Source organism: Arthrobacter sp. 10N410 (assembly GCF_056394945.1).
Genome location: NZ_JBFTIP010000010.1, coordinates 1 through 19,927, shown reverse-complemented (window position 1 = coordinate 19,927; position 19,927 = coordinate 1). Strand labels below are relative to the sequence as shown.

Annotated in this window: 18 protein-coding genes; 15 read left to right on the top strand and 3 right to left on the bottom strand. The window is 68.8% G+C overall.

Annotated elements, in window-relative coordinates; all coding sequences use genetic code 11:
• Window positions 1–51: 51 nt before the first annotated feature.
• The gene (locus tag AC1DB8_RS15995; protein ID WP_476893620.1) at window positions 52–1,155 is read right to left on the bottom strand and encodes a fatty acid desaturase family protein; all 1,104 of its coding nucleotides are present in this window, start codon (window positions 1,153–1,155) and stop codon (window positions 52–54) included.
• A gap of 185 nt (window positions 1,156–1,340) precedes the next feature.
• Between AC1DB8_RS15995 and argC the strand changes: the two genes are divergently transcribed.
• The 10 genes from argC (at window position 1,341) to AC1DB8_RS15945 (ending at window position 11,490) form a co-directional block, all read left to right on the top strand.
• On the top strand, window positions 1,341–2,372 hold the full coding sequence (gene argC, locus AC1DB8_RS15990) for an N-acetyl-gamma-glutamyl-phosphate reductase (protein WP_476893571.1): 1,032 nt from the start codon (window positions 1,341–1,343) through the stop codon (window positions 2,370–2,372).
• A complete protein-coding gene (gene argJ / locus AC1DB8_RS15985) occupies window positions 2,369–3,535 on the top strand; it encodes a bifunctional glutamate N-acetyltransferase/amino-acid acetyltransferase ArgJ (protein WP_441419433.1) in 1,167 nt (388 codons plus the stop codon). Before argC ends, argJ begins: the two co-directional genes overlap by 4 nt.
• 16 nt (window positions 3,536–3,551) lie before the next feature.
• The gene (gene argB / locus AC1DB8_RS15980) at window positions 3,552–4,484 is read left to right on the top strand and encodes an acetylglutamate kinase (protein ID WP_441419434.1); all 933 of its coding nucleotides are present in this window, start codon (window positions 3,552–3,554) and stop codon (window positions 4,482–4,484) included.
• A 68-nt stretch (window positions 4,485–4,552) separates the two neighbouring features.
• On the top strand, window positions 4,553–5,782 hold the full coding sequence (locus AC1DB8_RS15975) for an acetylornithine transaminase (protein ID WP_476893619.1): 1,230 nt from the start codon (window positions 4,553–4,555) through the stop codon (window positions 5,780–5,782).
• Between the two features lie 8 nt (window positions 5,783–5,790).
• Complete coding sequence (argF, locus tag AC1DB8_RS15970) at window positions 5,791–6,786, top strand: ornithine carbamoyltransferase (protein ID WP_441419456.1); 996 nt, start codon at window positions 5,791–5,793, stop codon at window positions 6,784–6,786.
• A complete protein-coding gene (locus AC1DB8_RS15965; protein ID WP_441419436.1) occupies window positions 6,786–7,316 on the top strand; it encodes an arginine repressor in 531 nt (176 codons plus the stop codon). Before argF ends, AC1DB8_RS15965 begins: the two co-directional genes overlap by 1 nt.
• 60 nt (window positions 7,317–7,376) lie before the next feature.
• Window positions 7,377–8,582 carry an argininosuccinate synthase gene (locus AC1DB8_RS15960; protein WP_476893570.1) on the top strand — a complete coding sequence of 402 codons (1,206 nt, stop codon included), beginning with the start codon at window positions 7,377–7,379 and terminating at the stop codon, window positions 8,580–8,582.
• 5 nt (window positions 8,583–8,587) lie between these two features.
• Window positions 8,588–10,024: an argininosuccinate lyase gene (argH, locus tag AC1DB8_RS15955; protein ID WP_441419437.1), complete on the top strand. Its 1,437-nt coding sequence runs from the start codon at window positions 8,588–8,590 to the stop codon at window positions 10,022–10,024.
• 147 nt (window positions 10,025–10,171) lie between these two features.
• Entirely contained in the window at window positions 10,172–10,693 is a 522-nt protein-coding gene (locus AC1DB8_RS15950; RefSeq protein ID WP_441419438.1) for a pyridoxine/pyridoxamine 5'-phosphate oxidase, read from the top strand.
• Between the two features lie 56 nt (window positions 10,694–10,749).
• Entirely contained in the window at window positions 10,750–11,490 is a 741-nt protein-coding gene (locus AC1DB8_RS15945) for a maleylpyruvate isomerase family mycothiol-dependent enzyme (RefSeq protein ID WP_476893569.1), read from the top strand.
• On the opposite strand, the gene AC1DB8_RS15940 is transcribed toward AC1DB8_RS15945, so the two are convergent.
• A complete protein-coding gene (locus AC1DB8_RS15940; RefSeq protein WP_441419440.1) occupies window positions 11,487–12,002 on the bottom strand; it encodes a methylated-DNA--[protein]-cysteine S-methyltransferase in 516 nt (171 codons plus the stop codon). The genes AC1DB8_RS15945 and AC1DB8_RS15940 overlap by 4 nt on opposite strands.
• Window positions 11,999–13,597: a DNA-3-methyladenine glycosylase 2 family protein gene (locus AC1DB8_RS15935; RefSeq protein WP_476893568.1), complete on the bottom strand. Its 1,599-nt coding sequence runs from the start codon at window positions 13,595–13,597 to the stop codon at window positions 11,999–12,001. The genes AC1DB8_RS15940 and AC1DB8_RS15935 overlap by 4 nt, the downstream gene beginning before the upstream one ends.
• Window positions 13,598–13,699: 102 nt before the next feature.
• Here AC1DB8_RS15935 and AC1DB8_RS15930 point away from each other — a divergent pair, with 102 nt between their 5' ends.
• From AC1DB8_RS15930 to tyrS, 5 genes are all read left to right on the top strand, one after another.
• The gene (locus AC1DB8_RS15930; protein WP_476893567.1) at window positions 13,700–14,341 is read left to right on the top strand and encodes a DNA-3-methyladenine glycosylase; all 642 of its coding nucleotides are present in this window, start codon (window positions 13,700–13,702) and stop codon (window positions 14,339–14,341) included.
• 9 nt (window positions 14,342–14,350) lie between these two features.
• Window positions 14,351–15,001, top strand: a complete 651-nt coding sequence (locus AC1DB8_RS15925) for a hypothetical protein (protein WP_476893566.1) — start codon at window positions 14,351–14,353, stop codon at window positions 14,999–15,001.
• A gap of 54 nt (window positions 15,002–15,055) precedes the next feature.
• A complete protein-coding gene (locus tag AC1DB8_RS15920) occupies window positions 15,056–15,619 on the top strand; it encodes an adenine phosphoribosyltransferase (protein WP_476893565.1) in 564 nt (187 codons plus the stop codon).
• A 128-nt stretch (window positions 15,620–15,747) separates the two neighbouring features.
• On the top strand, window positions 15,748–17,976 hold the full coding sequence (locus tag AC1DB8_RS15915; protein WP_441419445.1) for a HelD family protein: 2,229 nt from the start codon (window positions 15,748–15,750) through the stop codon (window positions 17,974–17,976).
• A 148-nt stretch (window positions 17,977–18,124) separates the two neighbouring features.
• Window positions 18,125–19,438, top strand: a complete 1,314-nt coding sequence (tyrS, locus tag AC1DB8_RS15910) for a tyrosine--tRNA ligase (RefSeq protein ID WP_476893564.1) — start codon at window positions 18,125–18,127, stop codon at window positions 19,436–19,438.
• Window positions 19,439–19,927: the final 489 nt, after the last annotated feature.

Sequence of the window (19,927 nt, the reverse complement as noted above, 5' to 3'; positions counted from 1 at the left end):
AGACCATCCTAGGGACACCGGCGCGCCGGGCGCAGTATGCCCGGCGTGCCGCTAGTAACGGCGGGTAACGGTGGCCATTGGGCACTCGAAGTGGCGGCCCGCGGCGAGGCCGACGTCGTTGAGGTAGCGCACGATGATGCCGTAGGACTGCAGCAGGGTGGTTTCGGTGTACGGGACCTGGTGCTTGGCGCAGAACTCGCGGACGATCACGGCGGCCTTGTCCAGCTGGGGGCGTGCCATGTCCGGGAAGAGGTGGTGCTCGGCCTGGCGGTTGAGGCCGCCGAGCAGGATGTCCATGAAGCGGCCGCCGGAAATGTTCCGGGACGTGAGGACCTGGCGGCTGAAGAAGTCCACCCGGCTGTCAGCCGGCAGCACGGGCATGCCCTTGTGGTTCGGTGCGAAGGAGGCGCCCATGTAGAAGCCGAAGACGGCGAGCTGCACGCCGATAAACGCCAGTGCCATGCCCCAGGGCAGGAACGCGAAGGCGAGCACGGGCAGCAGGCTCAGCCGGGCCGCGAGGATGGGGATCTCCACCCAGCGGTGCGTGACCTTGGCGCGGCGGACGATGAACCTGACCGAATCGATCTGCAGGCCCAGGCCCACGAGGAACAGCAGCGGGAAGAAGAACCAGCCCTGCTTGCGGGTCAGGAAGGAGAACCGTCCCTGCCGGGTCGCCGCGGCTTCGGGGAAGAAGGCGATCGCGCCGGTGGCGATGTCCGGATCCTTGGAAATCACGTTCGGGTGGTTGTGGTGCGCGCCGTGCTTCTGCTCCCACCAGGAGTAGCTGATGCCGGCCACCGACGTGGCCAGCAGCCGTGCGGCCCAGTCGTTGGCGCGGCGGGAGGCGAAGATCTGGCGGTGCCCGGCCTCGTGGGCCAGGAAGCTCAACTGGGTGCAGAGGATACCCAGGGCTGCCGCGATGAGGAGCTGGAACCAGCTGTCCCCGATCAGCGCGAAGCCGAACCAGGTGGCGGCCATCAGCAGGGCCAGAATGGAAAACACCGTGACGTAGAACCCGGTGCGGCGTTCCAGCAGGCCTTCGGCCTTGACGCGCTTCAGCAGTTCCGAATAGCTCAGGACGACGGCGTTGGGCTGCCGGACCCGCGGCTGCGGGCGCGCTGGGGAGTCGGCGGAAAGTGTGGTGGAGGGGGTCATGAAACGCATGCCTCGTAACTGTTACGGGCAACGCTGCAGCCGACATTTGCGGCCGCACGGTCTGGATCACCCTCTACCCAGCATACGCTGACGGTTTCGTCCGCGTCCGGACACCCCCTTGGACATGGCCGCGCGCATGCATAAATATCGGGCTCTATGCATAGTCTTGCTGTACACTCGGTGCTATGACTATTTCTGTTGCCGTCTCCGGCGCAAGCGGCTACGCCGGCGGCGAGGTATTGAGGCTCCTGGCCGGTCATCCCGACGTCACCATCGGGGCCATTACCGCGCACAGCAACGCCGGTTCCAGACTAGGGGAATTGCAGCCGCATCTCCATGGCCTGGCGGACCGCATCCTCGAAGACACCACCGTGGAAAACCTGGCCGGACATGACGTCGTGTTCCTTGCCCTCCCGCACGGGGCGTCCGCCGAGATCGCGGCGCAACTGCCCGCCGGCACGGTCGTGATCGACGCCGGCGCGGACCACCGGCTGGAGGATCCGGCGGCGTGGGAGAAGTTCTACGGCTCGCCGCACGCCGGCACCTGGCCCTACGGGCTGCCCGAGCTGCCGGGCCAGCGCGAGGCACTGCGCGGCGCCACCCGGATCGCCGTGCCCGGCTGCTACCCGACGTCGGCCCTGCTGGCCCTCACCCCGGGCTTCAGCAACCACCTGCTACAGGCCGACGACGTCGTGATCGTTTCCGCTTCCGGTACGTCCGGGGCCGGCAAAGCCGCGAAGGTGAACCTGATCGGCGCCGAGGTGATGGGTTCGATGAGTCCCTACGGCGTCGGCGGCGGGCACCGGCACACCCCGGAGATCGAGCAGGGGCTGTCCAAGGCGCTGAACGCGCCGGTGACGGTGTCCTTTACCCCCACGCTGGCCCCGATGAGCCGCGGCATCCTCACCACGGCCACCGCGAAAGTCCGGCCGGGCGTGACTGCTGAGGAACTGCGCCGCGCCTGGGCCGAGGCGTACGACGAGGAGCCGTTCGTGCACCTGCTGCCGGAAGGCCAGTGGCCCTCCACCAAGTCCGTGCAGGGCTCCAACCACGCCGTGATGCAGCTGGCCCTCGACGGACACACCGGCCGCGTGATCGCCACCTGCGCCATCGACAACCTCACCAAGGGGACCGCCGGCGGCGCCGTGCAGTCCATGAACATCGCCCTCGGCCTGGCGGAAACCGCCGGCCTCGACCTCCAGGGAGTCGCACCGTGAGCATCACCGCCCCCAAGGGATTCCGCGCTGCCGGGGTCAAGGCCGGCCTCAAGGCCTCCGGAAACCCGGACCTGGCCCTCGTGGTCAACGACGGCCCCAACAAAGCCGCCGCCGCCGTCTTCACCTCGAACCGGGTGGCCGCCGCGCCCGTGCACTGGTCCCGCGAAGTCATCAAGGACGGCCGGGTGGACGCCGTGATCCTCAACTCCGGCGGCGCCAACGCCTGCACCGGCCCGCAAGGCTTCCAGAACACCCACACCACCGCCGAAAAGACCGCCGAGGCACTCGGGGCCTCAGCGACGGACATCTTCGTCTGTTCCACCGGCCTGATCGGCGAACAGCTTCCGATGGACAAGCTCGTCCCCGCGATCGGCGTCGCAGCCGCGGAATTGAACGCCGACGGCGGCCCGGCAGCGGCTGCCGCAATCATGACCACCGACTCGGTGTCCAAGCAGGCGGTCTTCACCGGCGCCGACGCCGAGGGCCGGGAATTCACCATCGGCGGCATGGCCAAGGGAGCCGGCATGCTTGCCCCGGGCCTGGCCACGATGCTCGTGGTCCTCACCACGGACGCGGAGGTCCAGCCCGAACTGCTCGACGTCGTGCTCCGCGACGCCACCCGCGTCACCTTCGACCGGGCCGATTCGGACGGCTGCATGTCCACCAATGACACTGTGGTGCTGCTCGCCTCCGGCGCCACGGGCGCCGTGCCCTCCGCCGTCGACTTCGGCAAGGGGCTCACCCAGGTGTGCGCGGAACTGGCCCGCAAACTGATCGGCGACGCCGAGGGTGCCAGCCACGACATCGCCATCCGTACCTTCAACGCCGCGAGCGAGAAGGACGCCGAAGTGGTCAGCCGGGCCGTGGCCCGCTCCAACCTCTTCAAGACGGCGATCTTCGGCAAGGACCCGAACTGGGGCCGCGTGCTGTCCGCCGTGGGCACCACGGACGCGGCCTTCGAACCGGACCAGCTGAATGTCTCGATGAACGGTGTGCAGATCTGCCGCAACGGCAGCATCGGCGAGGACCGCGGCCTGGTGGACCTGGAGCCGCGCGAAGTCCTGGTCGAGATCGACCTGCAGGCTGGCGCCGCCGAGGCCACGATCTGGACCAACGACCTGACGCACGAGTACGTCCACGAAAACAGCGCCTACTCCAGCTAAGGGAATGACGAACGACATGAGCACCCAGACCCGCGAGACCACTTCCATGGCCGACGCGCAGGGCAAGGCCGGCACCCTGATCGAGGCGCTGCCCTGGATCCAGCGCTTCGCCGGAACCACCATGGTGATCAAGTATGGCGGCAACGCCATGGTCAACGACGAACTCCGCCGCGCCTTCGCCGAGGACGTCGTCTTCCTGCACCACGTCGGCATCCACCCCGTCGTGGTGCACGGCGGCGGCCCGCAGATCAACGCCATGCTCAGCCGGCTCGGCATCGAATCCGAGTTCAAGGGCGGCCTGCGCGTCACCACCCCCGAGGCCATGGACGTGGTCCGGATGGTCCTTACCGGCCAGGTGGGCCGCGAGCTCGTGGGCCTAATCAACTCGCACGGGCCCTACGCCGTCGGGATGTCCGGCGAAGACGGCGGACTGCTGCGCGCCGTCCGCACCGGCACCGTGGTGGACGGCGAAGAGGTGGACCTGGGCCTCGTCGGCGAAGTCGTCGGGGTGAACCCGGAAGGCATCCTGGACATCGTGGCGGCCGGCCGGATCCCGGTGATCTCGACCGTCGCGCCGGAGATCTCCCCGGACGGGTCCACCACCGGGCAGGTACTCAACGTCAACGCGGACACGGCTGCGGCGGCGGTCGCGTCGGCCCTGGGTGCCTCCAAGCTGGTCATCCTGACCGATGTCGAGGGCCTCTACGCCAACTGGCCGGACAGGTCATCGCTCATCTCGTCGCTGACGGCGTCGGAGCTGCGCGAGATGCTCCCGCGTCTTGAATCCGGCATGATCCCGAAGATGGCGGCCTGCCTGAAAGCGATTGACGACGGCGTCGAGCGCGCGCACATCGTGGACGGCCGGCTGCCGCACTCGATGCTGCTGGAAACCTTCACGACCGCCGGTATCGGCACCCAGGTCGTCCCGGACGAGGAAGTGAACGCATAGTGAGCAGCACTGAACTGAGCCATTCCGCCGAAGCCTCCAGCGCCGGCTCGGCCCCCACAGCTTCGGTTATGACTGGAACGGGCAGCGGCGCGCAGTGGCTGTCCCGCTACTCGTCCTCGCTGCTTGGCGTCTTCGGCACCCCGCAGCGCGTACTGGTCCGCGGCGCCGGCTGCCTCGTCTGGGACGCGGACGGCAAGGAATACCTGGACCTGCTTGGCGGCATCGCGGTCAACGCGCTGGGCCACGCCCATCCCTTCGTCACCTCGGTGATCTCCAGCCAGTTGGCCACCCTGGGCCACGTCTCCAATTTCTTCACCAGCCCCACCCAGATTGCCTTGGCGGAGAAGCTGCTGGAAATTTCCAAGGCACCGGCCGGGTCCAAGGTGTTCTTCGCCAATTCCGGCACCGAGGCGGTCGAAGCGGCGTTCAAGCTGGCACGGCGGAATGCTGGCGTCAGCCAGACAGACACGGACGCGCAGCCGCGGACAAAGATCATCGCCCTCGAAGGCGCCTTCCACGGCCGCACCATGGGCGCCTTGGCCCTCACCTCGAAGGAAGCCTACCGGGCGCCGTTCGCGCCGCTGCCCGGCGGCGTCGTCCACGTCCCCTTCGGTGACATCGACGCCCTCCGCGCCGAGATCGACGACACCACCGCCGCGGTCTTCCTCGAACCCATCCAGGGCGAGGCGGGCGTCCGCCCGCTGCCCGCCGGCTACCTCCGGGCCGCCCGCGAAGCCACCAGCGCCGCCGGCGCCCTGCTGATCCTGGACGAGGTCCAGACCGGCATCGGCCGCACCGGCAAGTGGCTGGCCAGCGAAGACGCCGGAATCGTTCCCGACGCCGTGACCCTCGCCAAGGGCCTGGGCGGCGGGTTCCCGATCGGCGCCCTGCTCACCTTCGGCCCCGAGGTGTCCGCACTGCTGTCCGCCGGCCAGCACGGGACGACATTTGGCGGCAACCCGGTCGCCACCGCGGCCGCCCTGGCCACCCTGCACGTGCTGGAGAACCAGCAGGTGCTCGCCCACGTCCGGGAGGTGGGGGAGCACCTGCGCACCGGGCTCGCCGGAATCGCCGGCGTCACCGAAGTCCGCGGCGAAGGCCTGCTGATCGGCTTCGACCTCGACGCCGACGTCGCCCCCGCCGTCGTCACCGCCGGACTCGACGCAGGATTCATCGTCAACAGCCCCGGCCCGCACACCATCCGGCTCGCGCCGCCGCTGATCCTCACCGAGGCCCAGGCCGACCGCTTCCTCGCCGCCCTGCCGGCCCTCCTCCAGACCGCAAAGGACGCCCAGTGACCGCCTCCATGACCGCATCCGTGCCGACCCGCCACTTCCTCAAGGACACGGACCTCACCCCGGCCGAGCAGGCCGAGGTCCTGGACCTCGCCCTCCGGATGAAGGCGGCCCCGTACAGTGTCCAGCCCTTCGCCGCGGAAGGCAGCGGCCGCAAGACCGTGGCCGTGATCTTCGACAAGACCTCCACCCGGACCCGTGTCTCCTTCGCCACCGGCATCGCGGACATGGGCGGCAACGCCCTCATCATCAACCCGGGCGAAGCCCAGATCGGCCACAAGGAGTCGGTTGAGGACACCGCCAGGGTCCTCGAACGCATGGTTTCCACCGTCGTGTGGCGGACCGGGGCGCACGCCGGCCTCGTCGCGATGGCCGAACACTCGCGCGTCCCGGTGATCAACGCCCTGTGCGACGACTACCACCCCTGCCAGCTCCTGGCCGACCTGCTGACCGTCAAGGAGCACAAGGGCACGCTGGCCGGCCTCACCATGAGCTACCTCGGCGACTCGGCCAACAACATGGCCAACTCCTACCTGCTGGCCGGCGTCACCGCTGGCATGCACGTGCGCATCTCCGGCCCGGAGGGCTACCTGCCCGCGGCGGAGATCGTCGCCGCCGCGGAGGAGCGCGCCGCGGAGACCGGCGGCTCGGTGCTGGTCACCGTGGACGCCGCGGAGGCGCTCCGCGGAGCCGACGTCGTCGCCACCGACACCTGGGTGTCGATGGGCCAGGAGGACGAGAAGGAGGCCCGGCTGCAGCTGTTCCGCGACTACTCCGTGGACGAGGACGCGATGACGCTTGCCGCGCCGGACGCCGTCGTGCTGCACTGCCTCCCGGCCTACCGCGGCTACGAAATCTCCGCCGGCGTGATCGACGGCCCGCAGTCCGTGGTCTGGGATGAGGCCGAGAACCGGTTGCACGCGCAGAAAGCCCTGATGGCCTGGCTCATGCACCGCTCCGGCCTGGCAGTTGTTGACGGGCTCGCGCCGGTTGACGGGCTGGGCTGATGTCCGTCCAGCCCGCCGCCCAGGGGGCCAGCCCGGCCACCAAGACGGCCCGGCAGGCGCGGATCACCGCGATCCTGACCGGCGAATCCGTCCGCTCGCAGGCCGAGCTGGCGGCCCTGCTCGCGGACGACGGCGTCCAGGTCACCCAGGCCACGCTGTCCCGCGACCTCGTGGAGCTCGGCGCCGTCCGGGTCCGCGGCAAGGAAGGCGTGCTCGTGTACGCCGTGCCGGGGGAGGGCGGGGAACGCGCGGCCAAAAGCGGCGTGACGCAGGAAATCCTCGACGCCCGGCTGGCGCGGCTCTGCGGCGAACTGCTCGTCACGGCCGAGGCCTCCGCGAACCTTGTGGTGCTCCGCACCCCGCCGGGCGCCGCGAACTTCCTGGCCCTCGCGATCGACCACTCGGTGATGCCCTCGATCCTCGGCACCATCGCCGGGGACGACACCGTGCTGCTGGTCACCCGCGACCCGGCCGGCGGCGCCGCGGTCGCCGCCCGTTTCCTGTCACTGGCCGAAGAGGCCGGCCAATGACCCCCACCCGTGAACTTTCACCAGAGACCCCAAGAACCCAACAACTAAGGAGCATTTGAAGTGACTGAGCGTATTGTGCTGGCCTACTCCGGTGGCCTGGATACTTCCGTAGCCATCGGCTGGATCGGTGAAGCGACCGGCGCCGAGGTCATTGCCGTGGCGGTCGACGTCGGACAGGGCGGCGAGTCGCTGGAGACCATCCGCCAGCGTGCCCTCGGCTGCGGCGCCGTCGAAGCCTACGTGGCCGACGCGTCCGACGAGTTCGCGAACGAGTACTGCATGCCCACCCTGAAGGCGAACGCCCTCTACCAGGGCCACTACCCGCTGGTCTCCGCAATCTCCCGCCCGGTGATCGTCAAGCACCTGGTCAAGGCCGCCCGCGAATTCGGCGCCACCACTGTGGCCCACGGCTGCACCGGCAAGGGCAACGACCAGGTTCGTTTCGAGGTCGGCATCCAGACCCTCGGCCCGGACCTGAAGTGCATCGCCCCGGTCCGCGACCTCGCCCTGACCCGCGACAAGGCCATCGCCTTCGCCGAGGAGAAGGGACTGCCGATCGAGACCACCAAGAAGAACCCGTACTCGATCGACCAGAACGTCTGGGGCCGCGCCGTCGAGACCGGCTACCTTGAGGACATCTGGAACGCCCCCACCAAGGACATCTACGACTACACCGCCACCCCGGAGTTCCCGCCGGCCCCGGATGAAGTCACCATCTCCTTCGAAGCCGGCGTGCCGGTCGCAGTCGACGGCGTCAAGGTCACCCCGCTGCAGGCCATCAAGGAACTGAACCGCCGCGCCGGCGCCCAGGGCGTCGGCCGGATCGACGTCGTCGAGGACCGCCTGGTCGGCATCAAGTCCCGCGAAATCTACGAGGCCCCCGGCGCGATGGCGCTGATCACCGCGCACAAGCACCTCGAGGACATCACGATCGAACGCGAGCAGGCCCGCTTCAAGGCCACGGTCGGCCAGCGCTGGTCCGAGCTGGTCTACGACGGCCAGTGGTTCTCCCCGCTCAAGCGCTCCCTGGACGCCTTCATCGAAGACACCCAGCGCTACGTCTCCGGCGACATCCGCATGGTGCTGCACGGCGGCCAGGCGATCGTCAACGGACGCCGCTCAGAGACCTCGCTCTACGACTTCGACCTCGCCACCTACGACACCGGCGACACCTTCGACCAGTCGATGGCCCGCGGCTTCATCGAGCTGTGGGGCATGTCCGCCAAGGTTGCCTCCGGCCGCGACATCCGCGTCGCAGGAAAGTAGCCCCTGTGGCTGAGTCGGAATCCACCAAGTCCGAGGCTACGAACACGGGTGCGTTGTGGGGCGGCCGGTTCGCCGGCGGCCCCGCCGACGCCCTCGCGGCGTTGAGCAAGTCCACGCACTTTGACTGGCGGCTGGCCCGCTACGACATTGCCGGGTCCCAGGCGCACGCCCGCGTGCTGCACAAGGCCGGTCTGCTGGACGACGCCGAGCTTGAAGGCATGCTGGACGCCCTGGGCCGGCTGGATGCGGACGTCGCCTCCGGCGCCTACACCCCGGCCGAGTCCGACGAGGATGTGCACGGTTCGCTGGAACGCGGCCTGATCGAGCGTGCCGGCAGCCAGCTGGGCGGCAAGCTCCGCGCCGGCCGGTCCCGCAACGATCAGGTGGCCACGCTGGGCCGGATGTTCCTGCGCGACCACGCCCGGATCATCGCCCGCGGCGTCCTCGCCACGATCGACGCGCTGATCGGCCAGGCCAAGGAGCACCGCGGGGTGGCCATGCCCGGCCGCACCCACCTCCAGCACGCCCAGCCGGTCCTGCTCAGCCACCACCTGTTGGCCCACGCCTGGGCGCTGCTGCGCGATGTGCAGCGGCTGGCCGACTGGGACAAGCGCGCCGGGGTCTCGCCCTACGGCTCCGGCGCCCTCGCCGGTTCCTCGCTGGGCCTGGACCCGGAGGCCGTCGCGGCGGACCTTGGCTTCAACTCGGCCACGCACAACTCGATCGACGGCACCGCCTCCCGCGACGTCTTTGCCGAGTTCGCGTGGGTGTCGGCGATGATCGGCGTGGACCTGTCCCGGGTCTCGGAGGAAGTGATCCTGTGGGCCACCAAGGAGTTCTCCTTCGTGACCCTGCACGACTCCTACTCCACCGGCTCCTCGATCATGCCGCAGAAGAAGAACCCTGACGTGGCCGAACTGGCCCGCGGCAAGGCCGGCCGGCTGATCGGCGACCTGACCGGGCTGCTCGCCACGCTCAAGGGCCTGCCGCTCGCGTACAACCGCGACCTGCAGGAGGACAAGGAACCGGTCTTCGACGCCGCCGACACCCTGGAGCTGCTGCTCCCGGCCGTGTCCGGCATGATCGCGACCCTGAAGTTCAACACCGAACGGATGGAAGCGCTGGCACCCCAAGGCTTCGCACTGGCCACGGACATTGCCGAATGGCTGGTCCGGCAGGGAGTTCCGTTCCGCGAGGCGCACGAGCTCTCCGGCGCCGCCGTGAAGCAGGCCGAAAGCCGCGACGTGGAACTCTGGGACCTGACGGACGAGGAATACGCCGCCATCTCGGAGCATTTGACCCCGGAGGTCCGCACGGTGCTGTCAACCGAGGGCTCGCTCAACAGCCGCAACTCGCAGGGCGGCACCGCGCCGGCCGCCGTCGAACGCCAGCTGCTGGCGCTCGAGGCGGAGCTCGACGGCGTGCGCGCGTACGCGGGGTAGCACTTCGACACCCGCGAGATGGGGCCCACACCCGCAGGGTCCCCTGACCGAGCTTGCGAGGTTAGGGGGCGGGTGGGGACACTTCGCGGCAATGTTTTTCGTAAACACTGCCGCGAAGTGTCATCTCGTGGCGCTTAAGGTGGGTGCATGAGCGAATCGTTCCGCCAGTTCCTGCGTGCCCTGCCCGACTTCCCGGACGTGCTCCCGGACTTCGACCCGGCGACGGCACCCGAGGACCCGGGGGAACTGTTCCGGCAGTGGCTCGCCGAAGCCCTGGCGGCCGGAGTTCCGCAGCCCAACGCCTGCAGCCTGGCCACCGCCGACGCACTCGGACGTCCGTCCTCGCGGATGCTGATCCTCAAGGACATCGACGACGACGGCTGGCACTTCGCGACGTCCCGCCAGTCGCGCAAGGGCCGGGAACTGGCAGAGAACCCGAGCGCTGCGCTGAACTTTTTCTGGCAGCAGCAGGGCCGCCAGGTCCGTGTGGCCGGCCAGGTTGTGGCGCTCTCCGCGGAAGCCTCCGCCGCCGACTGGCACGATCGGCCCGGCGCCGACGGCAGCGAGAACCCCAGCTGGCAGCTCTACGCGCTCCGGCCCCGCGAACTCGAATTCTGGCAGGCCCGGCATGACCGGCGGCACATCCGGCACCGCTACGGGGCGCGCTGAGACGGCTCAGCCCAGTTAATCACCGTTAATCCGGAGGCTCCGTTAGGATGGGCGCCATGACCTCAATCACCCCTGAAAACCTGCTGGAGGAACTCCGCCGCGCCGCGGACGTCGTGACCGGAATCGCCGCCAAACTCAACGACCAGGACGTCCTGGCCGCGTCCGAACTCCCTGGCTGGACCCGCGGGCACGTGCTGGCCCACCTGGCCGGAATCGCCAACGCGATGGCCCGCCAGGTCGAGTACGCCGGCCGCGGCGAAAGCATCGAACTCTACGACGGCGGCTTCGAGGGACGCACCCGCGCCATCGAACTGGCGGCCGGCCACAGCGCTGAGCAGCACCGGGCCGCGCTGGCCGCGGCCTTCGAGCGGGCCCTGGGCGCCTTCGGTGCGCTGGAGGCGGCGGGCTGGCGGGAGCCGATCAGTTACCGCGGCGGCGTTGTGTTCGACGGCGGCCTGGCGCTCTGGCGCGAACTCACCATCCATGCCACGGACCTGGGCACCGGCCGCGGCCCCGAAACGTGGAGCAAGCCGTTCTGCGAGCATCTCTTCGAGTTCCTGGCCGCCCGGGTGCCTGAGGGCGAGCGTTTTGTGCTCCAGCCGCTCGGCCTGCCCTCCGTCGCGATCGGCGCCGCCGGCGGACGCTCCACCGCCATCAACGGCATGCTCACCGACATCGCGGCGTGGCTGGCCGGCCGCACCCCCACCCTGGGGAGCCTGCGCGCCACGGCAGCGGCCGACGGCGTCGAGCTGCCCGCGCTGTTGCCGTGGCCCGCGGGCGTTCCAGTGACGAACTAGGCCCGCACGGCCAGGGCCAGCTGCCGTTCGCGGTCCAGCAGGCTCTTTTTGATGGCGAGTCCCCAGCGGAACCCGCCCAGGCTCCCGTCGGTGCGGATCACCCGGTGGCATGGCACGAATAGAGCGGCCGCGTTGAAGGCGCAGGCGCTGGCCGCCGCCCGGACGGCCTTCGCGTTGCCGGACAGTTCCGCGTACTCGGTGTACGTCACCGGATGCCCCGGCGCCACGGTCCGCAGCATGTCCCAGGCATGGCTGCGGAAGGGGCCCGATTTCTGCAGCACCGGGACTTCCATCGCGGCTCGCGGGTTGCCGGCGTAGAACTCCTCGACGGCGGCCGAGATGCCGCGCAGTTCCGACACTGGTTCGTAGCCGCCGGGCAGCAGGTCCGGGTGGATCTGGCCCGTGAGTTCGCCGGGCACCGCGGTCCAGCCCGAGGCCAGCACCGCGCCGTCCCGGGCAATGATGGTGAACGGACCGTCCGGGGTGGAGATGGTCAAAAGCTGGGCTTTCATGTCGTCACTTTCTTCGAAGCTGCTGTCTTGGGCCGGGCTGACTTGGTCCGGGCTGCCATGGTCCGCGCTGCGGACTGGGCCGCTGCGGCCGCACGCCAGAGGTGCATGGTGGCGTAGGAGCGCCAGGGACTGACCTCCCGAAAATCGGGAGAGAGCGAATCGGGGGCGATCGGGTCGGCGGGCAGGCCATCCGCAGCCGCGGCGGCGCCACCGGCGTTATCGTCTGACGCCTGCGCCAGCGAGCGGATACCATTGCGGACCGCGGCGTCGTTGGCCAGGAAAACGTCCGGGGCGCCGATCACGCGCATCGCGACATAGCCCACAGTCCAGGGCCCGACGCCGGCCAGCGGCAAGAGCTTGGACTGCAGGCCGGCGAGGTCGTCGCCGTAGCCAAAATCCAGGTCACCGGCGGCCATTGCCGCGGCGGCGGCACGGACCGAGTCGATGCGGCGCTGAGGTCCGCGCAGCAACTGGAACCCGGTGTCCGCGATGTCCGCCGCCGTCGGGAAGAGCCGGTGCAGGCCGTCCGCCGGAACCAGGCTCTCGCTGCCGCACGCGGAAAGCTGGACCAGGGCCGTCCTCGCAGCCGCCACGGTGATCTGTTGGCCGATCATGGCGCGAATCAGCAGCTCCTGCGGATCCACGGCCCCGGGCATCCGCATGCCGGGGGCGGCGGCAACGCTGGCCGCCAGCCGCGGATCGGCGGCGAGGGAGGTATCGATCGCGACCGGGTCGGCGTCGAGATCCAGCAGGCGCCGCACCCGGCTGAGCAGCGAGGCCAGGTCCCGCAGGTCCACGGCCCCAATCGTCAGCCTCAGGGGCCGGCCCGGGGAGCCGGCGTCGTAGTCCACCCGGAAGCGGGCGTCCCCGTGCGCCAACCGCAGGGTCCGGGCATAGGAGGTGGAGCTTCCTTCCTCGATGCCCGGAATGGCTCGGACGGCCAGGAATGCGAACACCCCAGGATCGAACGGCTCCCGGTACGGCAGGTTCAACGTAAGCGCCGTGGAGGCCACCGCCGTCCGGGCCGTCGCCTGCTGGTGCCGCGCCGTGGCCCGCAGTGCCGAGGGGGTCATGGCAAAGACCTCGGTGATGGTCTCGTTGAACTGGCGGACGCTGCTGAAGCCCGAGGCGAATGCGATGTCGGCGGCCTTCATTGAGGTGGAGACCAGCAGGGTCCGGGCGGTCTGCGCACGGCTGGCCCTCGCCAGCGAGAGCGGGCCGGCACCGAGTTCGTGGCTGAGGATGCGGTTGAGCTGGCGCGAGGAGTAGCCGAGCTGCGAGGCGAGCCCTTCCACGCCGTCGCGGTTGATCACGCCGTCGTTGATCAGGCGCATGGCCCGGCCGGCGATGTCCGAGCGGACATTCCACGCCGGGGTGCCCGGCACGGCTTCGGGGAGGCAGCGTTTGCATGCCCGGTAGCCTGCGTCATGCGCGGCGGCGGACGTCTCGTAAAAGGTGACATTGCCGGCCTTCGGGGTCCGCGCCGGGCAGGAGGGCCGGCAGTAGATGCCGGTGGTGCGGACAGCGGTATAGAACTGCCCGTCGAAACGGGGGTCCCGGGCATCGATTGCCCGGTAGCGCTGCCAAAAGTCCATGGCTCCATCCTGCCAGCTTCCGGCGGACCTCTGCTAGCGGAAATCGGACACGGCCGTGAGGGGCCGCTATGCCGCGATTCAGGGGTTTGTTAAAGTCGGAGGATGGATTCCAGCCTGACGCCAGACGCCCTGCGCGGGCTGCTGTCCGCCGACGCCCGAACCGTGGCCCCGCTGCTGCTCGGCGCAGTGCTGACGCACAGCAGCCATGGTGGGCCGGTAGCGGTGCGGATCACCGAGGTCGAGGCCTATCTGGGGCCGGAGGACTCGCTGCACCCTGATCCCGGCTCGCACACTTTCCGCGGCCAGACCCGGCGGAACGCCCCGATGTTCGGCCCGGCGGGGCACCTCTACGTCTACTTCACCTACGGGATGCACCATTGCGCCAACATCGTCTGCGGCCCCGAGGGGGTGGCCTCCGCCCTGCTCCTGCGCGCCGGTGAAGTCGTGGTCGGGGAGGAAGTGGCCCAGGCGCGGCGGCCGACGTCGAAAGCCCCGAAGGACCTCGCCAGCGGTCCGGCCCGCTTCGCCACCGCCCTGGGACTGACGACGGCGGACAGCGGCCGCGACGCGCTCAGTGCACCGTTCCGGCTCGAGCTCCCGGCCGTGCCGGCGGCCGCGATCAGTTCCGGGCCGCGGGTGGGCGTCTCCGGCGCCGGCGGCACCGACGACTACCCGTGGCGCTTCTGGCTCAGCGGCGACCCGACTGTATCCCGTTACAAGGCCGCGAAGGTCCGAACGGCTTAGCCGGCAATCATGGGCGAAGGCAAGCGCGGGAAGCCAGGCAGCGAGCTCGAACGGCTGGTGATCTTTGAGCAGCTCGCCGCCGAGTACTTCCGGATGGTGGCGCTGTTCCAAGCCGACGCGGAGCCGCCGGCGGTGCCCTCCAGCGCGGGTGGGACAGAGGGGGAGCGCCGGCATTGGATCGAGCTTTTTCGGGCCGCACTGCTGCGCAAATTCATCGTGCGCGACGAACACGTTTCACTCAAGCTGGTGGTGAGGGCACTCCGCCTCTGCAACTACTCGGCGGACCGACACCTGACGGAAGGCACGGAACACGTGGTTGAGCTGTTCACCGCGGAGATGGTCCAGGGACGTCAACGTGTGCTGCCAGGGCCCGGCCATGACGAAGTGCCGGCCCCGGATGAAGGGCCGGACCGCTTCGAGGACGTTCTCTATGGACGGCTTTTGCACGGCGACGCCGACCGCTTCCGCCGGTCCGGTTGGGCAAACGACTACGCCCGCCTCAGCGCCGCAGCGGACAGCCGGTTCGACGCGGAGCACGCGCTCGCCAAGGCGCTGGAACTCGTCAGGTACGGATTTGCCCATGACCTCTTGCGGTCCCCGGAAGCAGCGAGTGACGCGGCCGGGCCCCCGACGCCCGGGCCCCCGACGGCCGGAGGGTAGGCCGGTAGCCCGCGGCCGGAACGGCCGTTTGCTACCAGCCAGTAAGATTGATGGGTGAAACAAAGCGAGCAGGGCCAGCCCCAGACCAGCAACGCAATCCCGGTGGACGAGCTGATCGCCAGCCTGTGCGCCACCGTCCCTGACTACCCCAAGCCGGGAATCATCTTCAAGGATCTGACCCCGGTCTTCGCCGACGGGGCCGCCCTCAAGGCTGTAGTCGATGCGCTGGTGGCGCCCTTCCACGGCCAGTTCGACGCCGTCGCCGGGGTGGAAGCCCGGGGCTTCCTGTTGGCTGCGGCCGCCGCCTACGCCACGGACACCGGCGTCGTCACCGTCCGCAAGGCCGGCAAGCTGCCGCGCGAAGTGGTCTCCGAGGACTACTCGCTGGAATACGGCACCGCCACCCTGGAACTGCACAGCTCGGACCTGGCGCCGGGTACCCGGGTGCTCATCCTCGATGACGTCCTCGCCACCGGCGGCACTTTGGGCGCAGCCTCCCGGCTGTTCGAACGCTGCGGCGTCGAGGTGGCTGGCGTCGGCGTCGTGATGGAGCTCGGCGACTTGAACGGCCGCGCGGCCCTGGCCGGCCACCGCATCCACTCCCTGCTGAACCTCTAGCGGCCGGCAAACGCCTCGGTAGAATGCCTGCAAAAAGTCCAGTCTGATGAAAACTGACATATTTCGGGAGCGAACACCGAAATGGTTGTAGAATGGTTGGTCTGTCTTTTTCGATAGGGGAACGTTCGATGCACGACGCTGATTTGGCCCATGAACGCGACTATGTAGCCGGACTGTATGCCCGGCTGGATGAGCTGCGGGCGGAGAAGCGCGCCCAGCTCGCCCAGGTTCGCCGCGCCGGTGCCGTGGGCACCATGCAGAACGTCTCCGAGCGGGACGCGTTCGCCGCACTCTACGAGGACCGCCTCGCCCAGCTCGACGCCGTCGACGACCGCCTCGTGTTCGGCCGCCTCGACCTCGACTCCGGGGAAGCCCAGTACATCGGCCGCATCGGCCTGACCACCGAGGACCTGCAGCGGCTGATGGTGGACTGGCGGGCGCCCGAAGCCGGCCACTTCTACCAGGCCACCGCCTTCGACCGTCAAGGTGTACGCCGACGCCGGCACCTGATCCTGCAGGGCCGCGAAGTCAAGGCCATCGAGGATGACGTGCTCGACGCCGACATGCTGGCCGACAACGCCTCCCTGCAGGGCGAAGGCGCGCTGCTCGCGGCCCTGAACTCCAAGCGCACGGGCCGGATGTCGGACATCGTGGGCACCATCCAGTCCGAGCAGGACCGGATCATCCGTTCGTCCATCTCCGGGGCCCTCGTGGTCCAGGGCGGACCGGGTACCGGCAAGACCGCCGTCGCCCTGCACCGCGCCGCCTACCTGCTCTACACCCACCGGGACCGGCTCAAGACCGCCGGCGTGCTGCTGGTGGGCCCGTCGTCGTCGTTCATGAACTACATCGAACGGGTGCTGCCGTCCCTGGGCGAGACCGGCGTCGTGATGGCCAGCCTGGGCCGGCTGATGCCCGGCATCCACGCCGTTGCCGAAGACGATTCAGACGTCGCGGCGATCAAGGGCCGGCTCGACATGGCCGAGGTCGTCGCCAACGCGGTCGCCAACCGGCAGCGGATCCCGGCCGAAAACCGTGTCCTCGAAGTGGACGGCCGCAAGCTGGTGCTGACGCCGAGGCAGGTCCGCCGTGCCCGCGAAAAGGCGCGCGCCACCGGGAAGCCGCACAATGAGGCCAGGGTCTCCTTCGTCAAGATCCTGCTGCGCGAACTGACCGAGCAGATGACCGAACTGGTCGAGGCCAGCAGCATCGGCAACAACGCCGACCGTTCCTACCTCGCGGAGGACGTCCGTTCGGCGCGGGACGTGCGTGTGGCCCTGAACCTGTGCTGGATGCCGATGACCCCGGAGAAGCTGGTGGGCGAGTTGCTGAGCAAGCCCGCCATCCTCGAGGCCTGCACCCCGAACCTCAGCGCGGCCGAACGCGCCCGACTGCTCCGGCCGGCCGGTTCGCCGTGGACCGAGGCCGACGTGCCGCTGCTGGACGAGGCCGCCGAACTGCTCGGCGAACTGGATCCGGCTGCCGGCCGTGGCCTGGCCCAGCAGGAGCACGACCGGGCCCGCGACCTCGCCAACGCCAAGCAGACCCTGGTCAACATGGAAACGGCCGGGGTGGATGTCCTCATCTCAGCCGAAGAACTTGTGGACCAGAACCAGGAACGCGAGGCGCGGCTGACCGCGGCGGAGCGGGCCACGAGCGACCGCAGCTGGGCGTTCGGGCACATTGTGGTGGACGAGGCGCAGGAGCTCTCGCCCATGCAGTGGCGGCTGCTGGTCCGCCGCTGTCCGCTGAAGTCCTTCACGATTGTCGGCGACATCGCCCAGACGAGTTCGGTGGCCGGGGCGAAGTCCTGGCAGAGCGCGCTGGCCCCGATGTTCGGGGACCGCTGGCAGCTTGAGGAACTCACCGTCAACTACCGCACCCCGTCGCAGATTGCCGAGGCGGCGGCCCGGATGGCCAATGCCGCCGGACTCGTCGTCTCCGCGCCAAAGGCAGTCCGCGAGGGACGCTGGTCGCCGGTGATTGATCGCGTCGAGCCCGGGGCGATCGTGGACCGGCTCCTTGAGGTGCTCCCCGAGGAACTGGACGCGCTCGACGGCGGCCTGCTGGCCGTGATCGCCGACGGCGGGCTCCTGCCGGAGGCCACCGCCGCGTTGCGCGCAGCGTACGGCCGCCGCGTCGGCACGGGCGCCGGCAGCTACGAGCAGGACATTGTGGTGATCAGCCCCCGCGAGGCCAAGGGCCTGGAGTTCGACGGCGTCGTGGTGCTGGAACCGTCTGCCATGCTCAACCACGAGCACGGCCGGGTAGGCGATCTGTACGTCGCGATGACCCGCCCCACCCAGCGCTTGCGGCTCATCGCGGCTGCTCCCGTACCGGCAGGCATCGAAGACTGAGGCTCCCCTCCCCGGTGGCGGCGGCCTGGGTTGCCGCCCCGGACGCTGCGGCTGTGCCGGGCCCGTCACGACGGCGCCGTCGCGCCCGGCGCCGTCACGAGCTGGAGCGGGGCCGTCCGGCCCTGTCGATCCTGCTAACTTAGATTCCGTGTCCCAGCTAAATGATCTTCAGTCCCAGCAGAACGACCCCGGCTTCGCCAACATCTGGCAGGAGCTGAAATGGCGCGGCCTTGTCCACGTTTCGACGGACGAGGCGGAGCTGGAGAAACTGCTCGCCGGCGCCCCCGCAACGTACTACTGCGGCTTCGACCCCACCGCGCCAAGCCTGCACCTGGGCAACCTCGTGCAACTGCTGCTGATGCGCCGGCTCCAGCTGGCCGGGCACAAGCCCCTCGGGTTGGTGGGAGGTTCCACCGGACTGATCGGTGACCCCCGGCAGACCGCCGAGCGGGTGCTCAACACTCCGGAGACCGTGGCGGAATGGGTCGGCCGGCTGCAGGGCCAGGTCCAGCGCTTCCTCAGCTTCGAGGGCGATAACGCGGCCCGGATGGTCAACAATCTCGACTGGACCGCCCCGCTGAGTGCCATTGATTTCCTGCGCGGCATCGGGAAGCACTTCCGCGTCGGCACGATGATCAAGAAGGACATCGTTGCCACCCGCCTGAACTCGGATGAGGGGATCAGCTACACCGAGTTCAGCTACCAGATCCTGCAGGGCATGGACTACCTGCAGCTGTTCCGCGACTACGGTTGCGTGCTGCAGACCGGCGGCTCGGACCAGTGGGGCAACCTCACCAGCGGCACGGACCTGATCCGCAAGGTGGAGGGCAAGCACGTCCACGCGCTGGGCACGCCGCTGATCACCAACTCGGACGGCACCAAGTTCGGCAAGAGCGAGGGCAACGCGATCTGGCTGGACGCGGAGATGTGCAGCCCGTACGCCTTCTACCAGTTTTGGCTCAACACCGCCGACGCCGACGTCGCGGCCCGCCTCAAGGTCTTCACCTTCCTCAGCCGCGCCGAAATCGAAGCCCTCGAAACCTCGGTTGCCGAGCGCCCGTTCGCACGTGTTGGCCAGCGGAAGCTTGCCTACGAGGTGACCTCGCTGGTGCACGGCGTCGAGGCCACCGAAAAGGTCATTGCCGCCTCGGCAGCCGTGTTCGGCGGCGGGGACCTGACCGCACTGGACGCAGAGAGCCTCAAGGCCGCGACGGCGGAACTGCCCTCCGCCACCGTGGACGGCTCCGGGCTCGGCATCATTGACCTGCTGGTGGCTACCGGGCTCTCCGAAAGCAAGTCCGCGGCCCGGCGGACCGTGGGGGAGGGCGGGGCTTACGTGAACAACACCAAGATCTCCGACCCCGACGCCGTCATCGCGGCCGACGAACTGCTGCACGGGCGCTACCTGTTGCTGCGCCGCGGCAAGAAGAACCTGGCAACCGTGGAGGTTTCGGGAGCCTAGCCGGCACTGCACGGCTAAGCAGCGGTTCAGCCTCATGCACGCTCCCCTCCGGTCGATTTGCACGGCCGCAGGGGAGCGTGTATTGTTTTCTGAGTCGCCGCCGTTGAGCGGTGACCAACCCCCAACAAAAAAGAAGCAATTCTTCCTGCGCAAGATGTGGGAAAGCGAAATTGCTTCGCATTTTGGTGGGCGGATTCGCTTCTTCGGAGTGAATTTCGGAAGAACTTCCGGGTTTGCAAAGTGGAAATGAATGAAATAAGCTAAATACATCGCAGCGAAGAAATGCGGAACAAAAAGAAATTCACTGATGTGAATTGTTTCGAGAAGTATTCGAATGTGCCTGTTGTTTGAGAACTCAATAGTGTGCCAAGTTTGTTGATACCAATTTTGTATTGAATTGGTTGATTGTGCCGGGCCTGCCACCCCGTGGTTGGGTCCGGTGTTTTTAGCTGGTTTCAAATTTTGTGCATTGTGTTTATCCCGTTTTCC

Excerpts from the sequence above, each read along its gene's own strand:
- AC1DB8_RS15925 (WP_476893566.1), top strand. The coding sequence starts at position 14,351 with ATGGGCGAAGGCAAGCGCGGGAAGCCAGGCAGCGAGCTCGAACGGCTG.
- AC1DB8_RS15935 (WP_476893568.1), bottom strand. The coding sequence starts at position 13,597 with ATGGACTTTTGGCAGCGCTACCGGGCAATCGATGCCCGGGACCCCCGT.
- AC1DB8_RS15995 (WP_476893620.1), bottom strand. The coding sequence starts at position 1,155 with ATGACCCCCTCCACCACACTTTCCGCCGACTCCCCAGCGCGCCCGCAG.
- AC1DB8_RS15965 (WP_441419436.1), top strand. The coding sequence starts at position 6,786 with ATGTCCGTCCAGCCCGCCGCCCAGGGGGCCAGCCCGGCCACCAAGACG.
- AC1DB8_RS15950 (WP_441419438.1), top strand. The coding sequence starts at position 10,172 with ATGAGCGAATCGTTCCGCCAGTTCCTGCGTGCCCTGCCCGACTTCCCG.
- AC1DB8_RS15975 (WP_476893619.1), top strand. The coding sequence starts at position 4,553 with ATGACTGGAACGGGCAGCGGCGCGCAGTGGCTGTCCCGCTACTCGTCC.
- argC (WP_476893571.1), top strand. The coding sequence starts at position 1,341 with ATGACTATTTCTGTTGCCGTCTCCGGCGCAAGCGGCTACGCCGGCGGC.
- argF (WP_441419456.1), top strand. The coding sequence starts at position 5,791 with ATGACCGCATCCGTGCCGACCCGCCACTTCCTCAAGGACACGGACCTC.
- argB (WP_441419434.1), top strand. The coding sequence starts at position 3,552 with ATGAGCACCCAGACCCGCGAGACCACTTCCATGGCCGACGCGCAGGGC.
- AC1DB8_RS15945 (WP_476893569.1), top strand. The coding sequence starts at position 10,750 with ATGACCTCAATCACCCCTGAAAACCTGCTGGAGGAACTCCGCCGCGCC.
- AC1DB8_RS15940 (WP_441419440.1), bottom strand. The coding sequence starts at position 12,002 with ATGAAAGCCCAGCTTTTGACCATCTCCACCCCGGACGGTCCGTTCACC.
- AC1DB8_RS15930 (WP_476893567.1), top strand. The coding sequence starts at position 13,700 with ATGGATTCCAGCCTGACGCCAGACGCCCTGCGCGGGCTGCTGTCCGCC.
- AC1DB8_RS15915 (WP_441419445.1), top strand. The coding sequence starts at position 15,748 with ATGCACGACGCTGATTTGGCCCATGAACGCGACTATGTAGCCGGACTG.